Genomic DNA, 14,110 nt, shown 5'->3' on the forward strand with positions numbered 1-14,110 from the left:
TTTTCCTAAAATATAATCAATTGATCATTCGAACTTAGCAATTCTACCAAACCTCAAGGCTGAATAAAACTCAATTTATCTGAAACGCTGATAAAGAGAATCAGGAATAATCCCCACAACATTCTCTAACCATTTTTCATCCAAGAGTTTTAATTGATGTTTTTTATCTTTTTCATTGCGCAGATTAGTCATCGCAGCTTCCAAAACTCTGACTTGCATCGCTAAGCGTGCATCTTTATCATCTTCTGGTGAAGCTTTATCCAATAGAATTTCACGATGCAACACAAGCTCAAAAGCCAGCGATTCAGCATGCGCAAGCTTTTCCATCAAAAATGCTTTAGCATTTGCCTGTCCTGCCACAATTTGCTCCAAGCACTTTAAGCGCTTTCTCAAAGCAGCATCAGCCACATCATACAATTGTTCATCAATTTCAATAGCCTCATCACGTGCTACTTGAGCTTCTAACTCACCCATTTGAGCCGAAGCATTTAATAAGGCTGTACGTTGATCAATTTCCTTTTGCTGATCCATTTGTTGCAATTGTTTATGTGCTTTATTCATGAGCTCTTTGAACTCATTCTCTAATTTCACGAAATCACGCTTAGCAACAACACCAATATCCATCCAACGATTATCGATATCATTCAATGCTTCTTCAACAGCATGAATATGACTATTAGCATTAATAGATGCACATAATGCTTTTAACTCATTCAATACAATGTGCTTTTGTTCTGCATTCGCTGATTTTTCACTCTCTTCAGCAGAAACGTATTCTTCGCGCAAGGCAAAGATCTGATCATTCACAACACGCAATTCCTTCCACAATAAATTTTCATCATGGCGTTTTGATCGAACAGTTGGATTGAATGATTTATTAAACTGCTTAGCTTTCTCAACAGCTTCTCTGATTTTTTCTTCATCCAACAATGTTTGCAACAAAGCAATTTCATCTTCACGGCGTTTTTTCTCTTTTTTACGCTCATTTTGCATTGCTGTATCTAAGGGTTTTAAAATTTGACGCATAGTGCGCTCTAATTTCTGTTTGTCTTTCGCCAAAAAGAGTGGCGCACCATAACTTAAAGCACCATCTGTTGAATATTGATTCAGATAGCGATTCCATTCTTGCAAGAATTTCTGGCGCATTTCAATCAAATTCGCCCAATTAGGATTTTGCCAATCGAGTTGTTCAATCAATTGAGATAAAGCATTCAATAGCTCTTCCGCTTCTTTCAAATAAACTGCACGAGCCTGATTATCATGATCTCGCTCATTGAGCAAGCGTTGATGCGCTGCTTTACACGCTGATTCAAAACGCTGATATAATTTCTGAGGAACACGTGCAATGCCTTTTTTAGATTGATTCCAATCTTCACGCAATTGCTTCAAAGTCACACTAATTAAATCAATTGAACCGTTATTTGCTAATTCTTCGGCATGATCACACAATGATTCTAAGCCTTGATAAATTCCCCAGCGTGCTGTATCTAATTGATCATACAAAGGCTGGCTAGCCTGTTTTAACAAACGCGTAAAATGTGTCGCATCTTTTGAATGACCAAGTGCTTTTAAATTATTTGTTAATTTTTGGCTCAATTGCTCAGCTTCTTGCAAACTACCTACGTTAATTAATTTTTCTAAACTCCCAAGATCTTGCTGAAATTGCTCACGATCAAAATCAATTTTAATTCGTTCAACTTTTTGTTGTACTGGGATTGTAGTGACTGGTGATTCATGCTTTTGCACTGCAAGCATATTTTGTGCTTTCTTTTTAACATGTGCGAGAAGTAATTCAATTTTCTGAATCAATGATTGGATATTCGCTCTCTCTTTCAATGAAAACAATGAGTCATTTGATAGTTCTTTTAATTGCGCCAACATTTGCTGTGAATCAGATAAATCATTATCTTGAACTTGTTGCTCTAATTGCGTAAGTGCAGCCAATTTTTCTTGTCGTAATTCATTCTGAGCATTATGGCGCGCTAAATAAGCCTCTTTAAAGGAAAGTTGCTCATTGCCCAATTGATTTTCATTCCACTCTTTTTCCAAAGCACTGAAAATATTCAATGGTGCCAATGGTTCTACTTCTGCCAATTCTGCATATTGTTTTAATAATTCTGCTTTTAATGCAGTTTTACGCTCAGCATCTTCTTGTTGCTGAATAGCATCTTTTAAATGCGCCAAAACCTTTTTATCTGTGATATTTGCTTTTTTCACTAAATGACTCAAAACTTCTAAATCATCAATCAGAACCAATTCTTCTACAGAAAATACATAATTTGCATCCACTAACTTTGGTAAATCTTTCTGCAAATTGATCATGGTAAACAATAACTGCTTCAATTGGCGATTATCACAAGCCATCAATAAATCAACTAAAGGAAAATCACGGCGAACCGTTGTTTTCATAAAACTTTGCACAGAAACTTCTAACGAATCCTGCTGTAAAAGCACTGCTGAGATCTGTTTTAAAACAGCAACCTTTCCTTTACTACAAGGTTCTTGCAGTAAAATTGCATAGAGAATATTCAGTTCGGTGATCTTTTGCAATGCAGCAATGCGCACATCCACATCTTTATCAGTTTGAGCAATTTTTAAAATCGTCTCTTTATCAAGTGCTAGGTTATGGATTGCTTCTATTCTTATATTGGAATTACGATGTTGCCATTTTGGCTTGAAGAAACCGAACATATTACTTTCTCGCTTTTTGAGTTACTGAACCTATATTTTCTAAGTCACTGACTGCAAATATTGCTAAATATCTATTTCTAAAAGGTTGATAATACTCTGCAATTTTACTAGTTCGTGGCGTCATGCTATCTAAATACACAACAATCCTACCACTTGGATACAAAGTTTTAAATCTCGTAAAGTCAATTTCATCGTTAATCACAATCAAAGGATCTTCCAATCGACCCAAAAAGTGATATTGCCCCATATAACGACCATTATTGGCAACAACATATCCTTTATCTTGATACCAGCTGATTCGCTCAGAAGCAGGCATCACATCATAGAAATCTCGTGCATTGCGAATCACGCCAAAATTAAAGGCTAATGTCAGCGCAACACTCATTAAAGCTAAAGTAATCAAACGTGTTTCTTTGGCGAATAGTAATAGCATCCCACTGAATACTAATAAACCAATGCCCCACAATGGCGAAACTGTAGATAGCCATTCAATCGCATTATTATCATCAATCCAAATATGCACAATAGATAAAACGATTAATAAAATACCTAATAACGCAATAACAATCGAAACCAAAACAACATCTTTGGGGCGATTCGTGATTGGAAAATAAATACGTGCAATCAATAAACAAAATGCAGGATAAATCGGGATCAATGGCACAATGGATGTTTTCATCGTAATCAACACAATAATGAGTGATGATACCAACCAAGATGCACAGAACTTAAACGCAGGTTCTCGTTTATCCACATAAGAAAAATTTTTATAAAGTGGCAACCAAAAGACCCAAGGGAATAAGACAATGATCAATGATAAAAATGTCATACCAAAAGGCATAGGATCATTGATCTGAGAGATCAATCTTGGCAATCCCATAATTGCAGTCAAAGATGGTGACATTTCATAGTATTGTGCTTTAACCCAATAACCCCAAGTCCAAAAGGTTAAAAATGCCACAATTAAAGCAATCAACGAATAAATATACATGCGCCAATATTTTTGCGCCCAAAATGGGAACATCAATAAAATTGGCAATGCGTAAATTAGAAATGAAACACCTGTGACTAAAAAACCCAAAAGCAAAGAAAAAGAAACAACAAACCACCAATAAGGATTGTATTTCCATGCTCGAATGAGAAAATTAATATAAAGCAACAAAAAGAAAGCAACATAAACTTGTTCAACATGCGCTGTTGCAAACACAGCCCACATTAGGCTTCCAATCAAAATTAATGGTGCATTTGCTCTAACTTTTGGCAGTTCTGGCCATAATTGTTTGGCAGCCAAAGCAGTTAAAAAAAGCGTACTGATACTAAAAACAGCCGCTAAAAAACGAATCGAAAATTCACTAACGCCAAATATCTTCCAAATAAATATTTCGAGCCAGTGAACTAATGGATAAGATTCATCCACTAATTCCCCATTTAAAGTGGGCAACCAAAAATTATCTGATACCCACATTTCCCAAGTAATGCCAACAGTCCCTAACTCATGATAAGGCAATAACGGCCTGCAAAACCATGCAGTAATGACAAGCGCCAACCAAATACCAATCCAGTTAAACGCTTGCTTACGAGTTATTTTAGGTGTTGACAACATAGATTACTTTATTGACATTTCTTACAAATGCCATACAAGGTAACTTTTGCCTCTTGGAATTGATATCCAAAACTTTTGGCAATTTCTTCACTTTTGATTTTAAAATCTTCTTTTTGGAACTCATCCACATAGCCACAACGCACACATACGATATGGCTGTGTTGATCACCGTTATCTAATTCAAACACAGATTGTCCTCCATCAAAGAAATGACGTTGAACTAAACCTGCTTGTTCAAACTGTGTCAAAACACGATATACAGTTGCCAAGCCAACTTCTTCACCTGAATCATTGAGTCTTTGGTAAATTTCTTCAGCGCTCAAGTGATCTTCAGTTGACGCTGTCACCAAAATATTCAAAATTTTAAGTCTGGGAAGAGTAACTTTTAACCCTGCATTTTTTAATTCTTCCGAACCCATTTAATCCGCCTATATAAAAGTAATCAACAACGATTAATTATAACATCAAATACAGAAATATTCCCTTTCTGCGTACTAATTAAAGATAGCATAACTTAAAGCAAATCATTTAGACTTTTATTTATGTGTGAAACCGAGTACTATGTGCGCATTTTTATAACTTGGAGCATATGTAATGCAACTAGGCACTCCGCTGTCTCAGTATTTAATCGAAGAACAACGCCTATACCCTGAAGCTACTGGCTCATTCACATTATTGATGAATGATATTGCACTCGCATGCAAGACAATTTCAGCAGCAGTTAGAAAAGGCGCTTTAGTTGATGTTTTAGGTAATGCTGAAAGTGACAACTGCCAAGGCGAGCAGCAAAAGAAACTAGATATTATTGCTAACGAACTATTTATTAAGAATAATATTTGGCGTGGTCACATTGCTGCAATGGCGAGTGAAGAAATGGAAGAAGTGTATCCAATTCCAGACGGTCAACCAAAGGGTAAATATCTTTTAGTTTTCGATCCATTAGATGGTTCAAGCAATATTGATGTTGATGGTCCAATTGGTACAATTTTCTCCATCATGCGTTCTGATAAAGAAAACCCAACAGAAGCAGACTTCTTACAGGAAGGCACAAAACAAGTTTGTGCTGGTTACTGCCTATATGGTCCTGCAACAATGATTGTAATTTCAATCGGTCATGGTACACACGCATTCACATTAGATCCAGACATTGGTGAGTTTGTTTTAACACACAAAGATATCCAAATCCCTGAAGATTCTGCTGAATATTCAATCAACCATTCAAACCGTTTAGGCTGGGAAAAACCGATGCTACAGTACGTAGAAGATCGTGAAGCTGGCAAAAATGGCCCTAAAGGCAAACGCTATACAATGCGCTGGGTTGGTGCAATGGTAATGGATGTTCATCGTATTTTAATGCGTGGCGGCATGTTTGCTTATCCTATTGATGAAGGCATTCGTGCAAAAGGCGGCCGCTTACGTTTAATGTACGAAGCAAGCCCTATCTCTTTCCTAGTTGAACAAGCAGGCGGCATCGCGACAACTGGTTACCAAAGAATTTTAGATGTTAAGCCATCTGGATTACATCAACGAGTTCCTGTTATTATCGGTTCTAAAAATGAAGTAATAGACATTTTAAACTATCACAAATCATACGCTGAACAGAATTCTATGGAATTCAATCATAAATGTAAATTATTCTCGTAGTTTATATTTTAATAAACAGAGAGTTAACTTTTATCATGATTTTATGAATAAATGTATCGTATAATGCGAGAGTTTTGATAAACAATTTGAAATGAGAATAGGTATTTATGGCAACTTATAGTACAAATGAATTTAAAGGTGGATTAAAGATCATGATCGACAATGACCCTTGTAGCATTGTTGAAAATGAAATGGTAAAACCAGGTAAAGGCCAAGCTTTTAACCGTGTTCGTTATAAAAACCTTAAAACTGGTCGCGTTATTGAAAAGACATTCAAATCTGGTGATACAGTTGAAGCAGCTGACGTTATCGATGTAGATATGGAATATCTATACAATGATGGCGAGTTTTGGCACTTCATGAACCAAACAAATTTTGAACAAGTTGGCGCAGCTGAATCTGCGGTTAGCGATGTTAAAAAATGGTTAAAAGAGCAAGATGTTTGTGTGATCACGCTTTGGAATGGCGTACCAATTTCTGTAACACCACCAAACTTTGTTGAATTAAAAGTTGTTGAAACAGATCCAGGTTTAAAAGGTGATACGGCAGGCACAGGCGGCAAGCCAGCAACTTTAGAAACTGGTGCTGTTGTTCGTGTACCTCTTTTCCTTCAAATTGATGAAGTTGTTAAAGTAGATACACGTACAGGCGAATATGTCTCTCGCGTGAAGTAATAGTTTTAGTCAGTATTCAGTATATTAAAAATACATATCGGAGAATGTGATGAGTGATAACAACAATGTCGATCTCAAAAGACGACGTGTTTTGACGCTAGCAACGTCAGCAGTAGGCGGTGCAGGGGCAATGTTCCTAGCCTACCCTTTCATTGCTTCTTGGATGCCTAGCGAAAAAGCAAAAAACGCTGGTGCACCTGTAGAAGTGGATTTATCAAAACTTAAACCAGGCGAGTTATTGCGCGTTGAGTGGCAAGGTAAGCCAGTTTGGATTTTGAGTAGAACTCCTGAAATGTTGTCTCTTTTAGAAAAAGTACCTGCAACTGATTTAGCAGATCCTGATTCTAAAATGGAACAACAACCAAGCTATGCAACAAATGCTTGGCGTTCTGAGAAAAAAGAGATCTTAGTACTTGTTGGTATCTGTACACACTTAGGTTGTTCACCAACTTATCGTCCGAATGTTATACCTGCTGAAAACTGGATGGGTGGCTTCTTCTGTCCTTGTCATGGTTCTAAGTTTGACTTAGCGGGCCGCGTTTATAAAAACGTACCAGCTCCAACTAACCTAATCGTTCCAAGCTACCAATTCTTAGAAGGTAATCGTCTAATTATCGGTCAAGATAAGGAGAGCGCATAATGGCATTCCAAGAAAATAGTTCTCAAAAAGGTATTGTAGGCTGGATCGACAATCGTTTACCTGTTGTTGAAGCAACTCGTAAGCACATGACACAATACTATGCACCTAAAAACTTCAACTTTTTGTATGTTTTCGGTGTGTTATCCATGGTTGTTTTGGTTAACCAATTAATTACTGGTATTTGGTTGGTCATGCACTATGTGCCTGATGCAACATTGAGTGAAACAGGCATGCCTATTGCATTCGCATCAGTTGAAACAGCAATCATGCGTGACGTAGACTGGATGTGGCTCATACGATATATGCATGAAGTTGGTGCGTCGATGTTCTTCGTTGTTGTTTACATTCACATGTTCCGCGGCTTGATGTACGGTTCATACCGTAAGCCACGTGAATTAGTATGGATCTTCGGTATGTTGATCTATCTATTATTGATGGCTGAAGCATTCATCGGATATGTATTACCATATGGTCAAATGTCATTCTGGGGTGCGCAAGTAATCATTTCATTGTTTGGTGCAATTCCATACGTTGGTGATACTTTATTAGAATTCATCCGTGGTGACTTCGTTATCTCTGCAGCAACCGTATCTCGTTTCTTCGCGTTACACGTTATTGCATTGCCATTGGTATTAGTATTCTTAGTAATTGGTCACATTTTGGCTCTTCATCATGTGGGTTCAAACAACCCAGATGGTATCGAAATCAAAGATCATTTAGATGAAGAAGGCAAACCATTAGACGGTATTCCGTTCCACCCTTACTATTCAGTGCACGATACATTTGCTGTAGGTATCTTTATGATCATCTTCGCATTGATCGTATTCTATGCACCAGAAATGGGCGGTTACTTCTTAGAAAAACCAAACTTTGAACCTGCTAACCCATTAGCAACACCTGCTCACATTGCACCTGTATGGTACTTCACACCGTTCTACTCTGTATTACGTGCGATCCCATCATGGTTCGGTACGCAAATTTGGGGTGTAATCGGTATGGGTGGTGCAATTGCTGTATTGTTCCTATTACCTTGGTTAGATCGTAGCCCTGTGAAATCTATCCGTTACAAAGGACCATTAACAAAAATCTTGTTAACATTATTTGTAATTTGCTTCTTAGTATTGGGATATTTAGGTGTTGTTGAAGCAACAGCTGGTAGAACATTAGTTGCAAGACTATGTACTGTTTACTATTTTGCATTCTTCTTATTGATGCCAATTTGGAGCAAGCTAGATAAAACAAAACCAGTGCCAACAAGGGTGACAATGAAATGAAAAAATTAAAACTTTTATTAATTACGCTCTCATTGATGTCAGCTACAGTTGCAAATGCAGAAAGCTTGCCACCTGTAAATCTCGATGTTAATGATAAAGCATCATTACAAAATGGTGCGGAATTATACATGCAGTACTGCCACAGCTGTCACTCGTTGGAATTCCAACGTTATAACGTGACAGGCCGTGACATTGGCATGACGGATGATTCGGTGAAAGAAAAATTGATTCACACAGGTAGCTTCTCTACTCGTGAGAATGAATTCCAACCAAGCAAAGTGGGTGATTTAATGAAATCATCTATGAATCGTTATGATTCAAACTTATGGTTTGGTAAAGCACCACCTGATCTATCAACAATCACTCGTGCGCGTGATGGTTCACCAAATGGTTCTGTTGAGCCACGTAAAAATGGTGCTGACTATATTTATCACTACTTGAACTCATTCTATTTAGATGATACTCGTCCATTAGGTGTGAATAACATTGCATTCCCTACAGTTGGTATGCCACACGCTTTGATCGAGCTTCAAGGTGAATACAAGCCAGTATACGAAGAGCGTTTGCCTGCAGGCTGTAAAACTGCTGATGATGCTGAATGTAAAATGCAATCAGTAGTTGTGGGCACAGAATTGGTTAAACCAGGTAAAATGACACCTGCTGAATACCAAGCTGCAACACGCGATATCGTTAACTTCTTATCATATGTGGCAGAACCTGCTCAAATCAAACGAGCACAGTATGGCCCATGGGTAATTTTATTCTTAGTTGTATTCACAGTATGTGCATACTTCATGAATAGAGAATACTGGAAAGATGTTAAATAATATGTAATTCGAAAGTGGGCTATCTTATAGATAGCCCATTCTTTTCATTTTGTTTGTGAGTAAAGGAATAAAATGTCTACACGTCGTTCAGGCTTTACGCTCTATCAAGAAAATGCATCTTTAGATGCTGATCGCATTGCAATTACACTATTAGAAAAAAATATTTTAAGCGATGCTGTTTATGTTGATATCACTAATCCACCAGAAGAACTCTTAGATATCAATCAACAATTAATTCTGCCAACTTTAGAAACAAAAGAAGTTACACTCTATTATTCCAGCATCATCTTAGAATTTTTAGATGAGCGTTTCCCTCACCCACCATTATTGCCTCACGATCCAATTAATCGCGGTAAATTTAGATTAATCTTAAAGCGTGTAATCAATGAATGGTATCCATTATTGGAAAAAGTGATCAAAAAAGGCGAAGCTGATAAAAAATCTAGCAAAGCCATCAATGATCTCTTATTACGTTATGATCCATTATTTGAAGGTAACATTTACTTTCAAGGTAATGATTTCAGCATGATTGATGCTTCTTTAGCACCTTTCTTTTGGTATTTAAAACTCTACCAAATCGATGTGCCTGAAAAAGCTACAGCAACAAAAGAATATAGTAGTAATATATTGAATAGAGAAAGTGTTCAACATTACTACAAATCAAAGGGATAAATTATGATGACTTCCAATAAGCCATATATCATCAGAGCGTTTTATGAATGGATTTTAGACAATAATGTCACGCCATACATTGCGATTGATGCTACATTGCCTTATGTTGAAGTTCCCGAACAATATATATCTGAAGGTAAAATCATTTTAAATCTTTTACCTTCAGCGATTCATAATTTAAGCCTTGGCAATGAATGGATTTCATTTTCCACGCGCTTCAATGGTGTATCTGTCGATATTAATGCACCAATTGGTTCTGTCATTGCAATTTATGCACGTGAAAATGGTCACGGCATTGAGTTCCCCGCAGAAGCATTAACAGAAGATCCTTTTGTTAAAGAAGAAGATGTTAAGAGCACCAAAAAAGAAGCTTCACCATTCTCTGTGGTGAGCAACGAGGACAAAGCAGAACCTAAAAAGTCTTCAGCAAAAAAATCAACAAGCAAGAAAACTTCTACTAAAAAGCCAAGTTTAACCATCGTTGAGTAATTACTTTCATCACTGGAGGTTATTATGTCTACTCTGCCCCGCATTGTTGTATTAACTGGCGCTGGCATTTCTGCTGAATCAGGCATTCGTACATTTAGAGCTGCAGATGGATTATGGGAAGAACATCGCATTGAAGATGTGGCAACGCCCGAAGGTTTTATTGCGAATCCTGAATTAGTTCAACGCTTTTATAATGAGCGTAGGCAATATCTTAAGCAGCCTGATGTTAAGCCAAATCTCGCCCACTTTGCATTGGTGGATTTAGAAAAAGCTTTGGGTAAAAATTTCCTATTAGTCACACAAAATGTTGATAATCTTCATGAATGTTCTGGCAATCAAAACTTAATTCACATGCATGGCGAATTACTGAAAGTACGTTGCGCTACTACAGATCAAATCCATGATTGGCACGATGACATTACAGAAAATTCACTATGTGAATGTTGCCAAACGCCAACACTTCGCCCACATATTGTTTGGCTTGGTGAAATGCCATTAGAAATGGATTATATTTATGATCAATTAGCACGCACTGATTTCTTTATCTCAATTGGCACATCTGGCAATGTTTACCCTGCTGCGGGTTTTATGAGCTACGCTAAATCTCATGGTGCTCATACAGTTGAATTAAATTTAGATCCAACGCTGGGTACATCACAATTTGATGAATCACATCAAGGCTTAGCGAGTAAAATCGTGCCTGAATACATTGAGAGATTTATACAAAATCTCAAACAATAAAAAAGCTGCTCAACGCAGCTTTTTGAATATTCACAATAATATAATCACAATCTCTACAAAACCTTATTGCAATATCTTGCCTTATGGACAAAATATTCGAAGCAGGCTCTATACAATTCGATTAATTATTTTTTGTTATTGAACATTTCTAATGATTTAACGATTTCTTTTTCAGCATCTTCTTTAGAACCGAAACCATCTAATTTAACCCATTTGCCTTTTTCCAAACCTTTGTAGTTTTGGAAGAAGAATTCGATTTGTTTAACCAATAATTCTGGTAAATCTTCGATTGATTGGATACTGTCATACATTGGGCACAATTTTGATACAGGTACTGCGATTAGTTTAGCATCACCGCCTGATTCATCTGTCATGTTCAACATACCTAAAGGACGCGCACGTACAACACAGCCGTGGATCAATGGGAATGGTGTTACCACTAAAACGTCTAATGCATCGCCATCATCACACAATGTTTGTGGAATATAGCCGTAGTTTGCTGGGTAACGCATGTTTGTACCCACAAAACGATCAACCCACACTAAATCATCTTCAATTTCGTATTTAACAGGATCAGATTCTGCTGGGATCTCAATAATACAGTTAAAATCTTCTGTGATTTTGCTTAAATCTTTAGCAGCTGGGATTGAATCAAAACTCATATGTAACCTCTATTTTATGATGAAAGATCAGAAACGCGCTATTATACATTTTTATATCCCCAACTTCCACGAAACAAAAGGCACAAAATGTTTTCTCGTTTAGTTTTATTGCTACCAGGCACAGTGAATTATGCAAAATTTGATCATTTCTTTCAGAAGAATGATTATATTATTGCTGTGGATGGTGGCATTGAACATAGCTTGCCATTAAATATTGAACCTAATCTGTGGGTGGGAGATTTTGATTCCTGCAAACTAGAGAGTAAAACACAATTTGCCCATATTCCAACAGAAGTATTTCCAACAGATAAAGATCTGCTAGATACAGAAATTGCCTTGAGTAAAACCAAAGATCTTAATGTTCATGAATGCGTAATGATTGGCGGAATGGGCGGAAGATTGGATCATCAATTAAGCTTATTCATGTTGTTAACCAATCATCCTGAATTACAATTCATTCATACAGATGGTGAAACAGAACTCTACTCTTTAAATCATACAATAGAGCATAAAATTAAAGCTGATTCATTCAAGCATGTCAGCATCATTCCAATTACAACTTTAGAAGATGTCTCTATTGCTAATGTGAAATGGCCGTTACACAATGTGATCTTAAAACCTGGCAAAGGCTTCTCCATCAGCAATGAGCCAACTGAGAAATTTATCCACTATTCCCAAAGCAAAGGTTTAGGTTGGCTTGTGCTCACAAACTAGCTCAATTGTCTTTCGGTATATAAAAGTGTATATTACGCTTTTACTCAATCAGTATAAAGTGGAGCTCGTATGAAAAAACAATTAATCGCGACCGCACTGCTCGCATCTATTTTCACAATGGCAAATGCTGAAGAAATCATGGTTTCAGCGGCAGCAAGCTTAACAGATGCTTTCAATGACATTGCTAAAAATTATGAAAAAGCACATCCTGAAGATCAAGTGATGTTGAACTACGCTGGCTCAGGCGCTTTATTACAACAAATGGAAAATGGTGCACCTGTTGATATTTTTGCATCTGCCGACCAAACAACAATGGATAAAGCCGTAGAAAAAGGTTTAATCAAAGATGGTTCACGCAAAACTTTTGTTAAAAACACATTAGTGGTTGTTGTGGGCAAAGACAGCAAATTAGCAGTCAAAACATTAGAAGATTTAAAAGCCACTGACGTTCATAAAATTGCTTTAGCAAACCCAGCAAGCGTTCCAGTTGGCCGTTATACAAAAGGTGTATTAGAAGCTGCAAACTTATGGGCAGATTTAGAGCCAAAATTCATTGAAACTGAAAGTGTTCGTCAATCATTGGCATACGTTGCGCAAGGTGAAACTGAAACTGGTTTTGTTTATGGTACAGATGCTGCAATTCTCAAAGATGAAGTGAATGTTGCATTCGTCGTGCCAACACAAACTGAAATCACATATCCAATCGCTTTAACCAAAGAAAGCAAAGATGGTAGCGCACGCTTCTATGAATTCATTTTCACGCCAGAAAGCCAAAAAATCTTAGAAGATTACGGATTCACTAAACCTTAATGCTCGAATCCATCTACCCGATTTTATTACTGACACTCAAAATTGCTGGCTTAGCAACGTTGATTGGTTCTGTGCTCGGTATTTTAATCGGGTTTTTCTTGGCCCGTACTGATTTCTGGGGCAAAAACCTTTTAGATACAATCTTAACGCTACCAATGGTTTTACCACCCACAGTTTTAGGTTATTACCTGCTAACTTTGATTGGGCAAAAAAGCTGGTTTGGCCAGTGGCTTTATGAAAGCTTTGGCATTCGGTTAATTTTCACATGGCAAGCTGCTGTCATTGCAGCCACTATTGTTGCCTTTCCATTAATATTAAAACCTGCACGCGCTGCCTTTGAAGATGTGAATCGTGAATACGAACAAGCTGCAAGCATGCTGGGCATTTCTCGTGTTGCAATTTTCTTTCGTGTCACATTACCATTAGCTTGGCGCGGAATTTTATCAGGCATTTTATTGGCATTTGCTCGAGCACTCGGTGAATTTGGTGCGACATTGATGGTCGCAGGTGCTACACAAAAAACACAAACATTATCCATCGCCATTTATCGCGCTTATAATTCATTTGATTATAAAACAGCTAACTATCTCGTACTGTTAACATCTGCTGTTTGCATTGTCATTCTAATGGCAGCAACATTCCTAAATCCTAGAAAGCCAAGGGCATGAT

The 14,110-nt window shown here is 37.3% G+C and carries 15 protein-coding genes; 11 read left to right on the forward strand and 4 right to left on the reverse strand.

Features of this window, described 5'->3' with window-relative positions:
- Nucleotides 1-75 precede the first annotated feature (75 nt).
- The 3 genes from BZK16_RS04685 to fur are packed head-to-tail and all read right to left on the reverse strand — an operon-like array spanning nt 76 to nt 4,713.
- Complete coding sequence (locus BZK16_RS04685) at nt 76-2,691, reverse strand: DUF349 domain-containing protein (protein WP_077927745.1); 2,616 nt, start codon at nt 2,689-2,691, stop codon at nt 76-78.
- 1 nt (nt 2,692) lies between these two features.
- Nucleotides 2,693-4,294, reverse strand: a complete 1,602-nt coding sequence (locus BZK16_RS04690) for an ArnT family glycosyltransferase (RefSeq protein ID WP_077927746.1) — start codon at nt 4,292-4,294, stop codon at nt 2,693-2,695.
- 8 nt (nt 4,295-4,302) lie between these two features.
- Nucleotides 4,303-4,713, reverse strand: a complete 411-nt coding sequence (gene fur, locus BZK16_RS04695) for a ferric iron uptake transcriptional regulator (protein WP_077924854.1) — start codon at nt 4,711-4,713, stop codon at nt 4,303-4,305.
- A 175-nt stretch (nt 4,714-4,888) separates the two neighbouring features.
- On the opposite strand from fur, the gene BZK16_RS04700 reads away from it, so the two are divergent.
- From BZK16_RS04700 to cobB, 8 genes are all read left to right on the forward strand, one after another.
- The gene (locus tag BZK16_RS04700) at nt 4,889-5,938 is read left to right on the forward strand and encodes a class 1 fructose-bisphosphatase (protein ID WP_077927747.1); all 1,050 of its coding nucleotides are present in this window, start codon (nt 4,889-4,891) and stop codon (nt 5,936-5,938) included.
- Between the two features lie 107 nt (nt 5,939-6,045).
- Nucleotides 6,046-6,612, forward strand: a complete 567-nt coding sequence (gene efp / locus BZK16_RS04705; RefSeq protein WP_077927748.1) for an elongation factor P — start codon at nt 6,046-6,048, stop codon at nt 6,610-6,612.
- A 49-nt stretch (nt 6,613-6,661) separates the two neighbouring features.
- Nucleotides 6,662-7,252 (forward strand): ubiquinol-cytochrome c reductase iron-sulfur subunit, encoded by a 591-nt coding sequence (gene petA, locus BZK16_RS04710; protein ID WP_077927749.1) that lies wholly within the window; start codon nt 6,662-6,664, stop codon nt 7,250-7,252.
- On the forward strand, nt 7,252-8,526 hold the full coding sequence (locus BZK16_RS04715) for a cytochrome b (protein ID WP_077927750.1): 1,275 nt from the start codon (nt 7,252-7,254) through the stop codon (nt 8,524-8,526). Before petA ends, BZK16_RS04715 begins: the two co-directional genes overlap by 1 nt.
- Nucleotides 8,523-9,353 carry a cytochrome c1 gene (locus tag BZK16_RS04720; RefSeq protein WP_077927751.1) on the forward strand — a complete coding sequence of 277 codons (831 nt, stop codon included), beginning with the start codon at nt 8,523-8,525 and terminating at the stop codon, nt 9,351-9,353. Before BZK16_RS04715 ends, BZK16_RS04720 begins: the two co-directional genes overlap by 4 nt.
- A gap of 72 nt (nt 9,354-9,425) precedes the next feature.
- A complete protein-coding gene (locus BZK16_RS04725; protein WP_077927752.1) occupies nt 9,426-10,025 on the forward strand; it encodes a glutathione S-transferase N-terminal domain-containing protein in 600 nt (199 codons plus the stop codon).
- A 3-nt stretch (nt 10,026-10,028) separates the two neighbouring features.
- The gene (locus tag BZK16_RS04730) at nt 10,029-10,514 is read left to right on the forward strand and encodes a ClpXP protease specificity-enhancing factor (protein WP_077927753.1); all 486 of its coding nucleotides are present in this window, start codon (nt 10,029-10,031) and stop codon (nt 10,512-10,514) included.
- Between the two features lie 24 nt (nt 10,515-10,538).
- Complete coding sequence (gene cobB, locus BZK16_RS04735) at nt 10,539-11,255, forward strand: Sir2 family NAD+-dependent deacetylase (protein WP_077927754.1); 717 nt, start codon at nt 10,539-10,541, stop codon at nt 11,253-11,255.
- 125 nt (nt 11,256-11,380) lie between these two features.
- Here the strand turns inward: cobB and ppa are convergent, their stop codons facing one another.
- Entirely contained in the window at nt 11,381-11,917 is a 537-nt protein-coding gene (gene ppa, locus BZK16_RS04740; protein WP_077927755.1) for an inorganic diphosphatase, read from the reverse strand.
- 87 nt (nt 11,918-12,004) lie between these two features.
- Here ppa and BZK16_RS04745 point away from each other — a divergent pair, with 87 nt between their 5' ends.
- The 3 genes from BZK16_RS04745 to modB all read left to right on the forward strand — a co-directional run bounded on the left by BZK16_RS04745 (nt 12,005) and on the right by modB (nt 14,109).
- Nucleotides 12,005-12,631: a thiamine diphosphokinase gene (locus BZK16_RS04745; protein ID WP_077927756.1), complete on the forward strand. Its 627-nt coding sequence runs from the start codon at nt 12,005-12,007 to the stop codon at nt 12,629-12,631.
- A gap of 69 nt (nt 12,632-12,700) precedes the next feature.
- Entirely contained in the window at nt 12,701-13,441 is a 741-nt protein-coding gene (modA, locus tag BZK16_RS04750) for a molybdate ABC transporter substrate-binding protein (protein ID WP_077927757.1), read from the forward strand.
- On the forward strand, nt 13,441-14,109 hold the full coding sequence (modB, locus tag BZK16_RS04755) for a molybdate ABC transporter permease subunit (RefSeq protein WP_077927758.1): 669 nt from the start codon (nt 13,441-13,443) through the stop codon (nt 14,107-14,109). The genes modA and modB overlap by 1 nt, the downstream gene beginning before the upstream one ends.
- Nucleotide 14,110 lies beyond the last annotated feature (1 nt).

The sequence above is a fragment of the Wohlfahrtiimonas populi genome, from assembly GCF_002006795.1.
Taxonomy (GTDB): Bacteria; Pseudomonadota; Gammaproteobacteria; order Cardiobacteriales; family Wohlfahrtiimonadaceae; genus Wohlfahrtiimonas; species Wohlfahrtiimonas populi.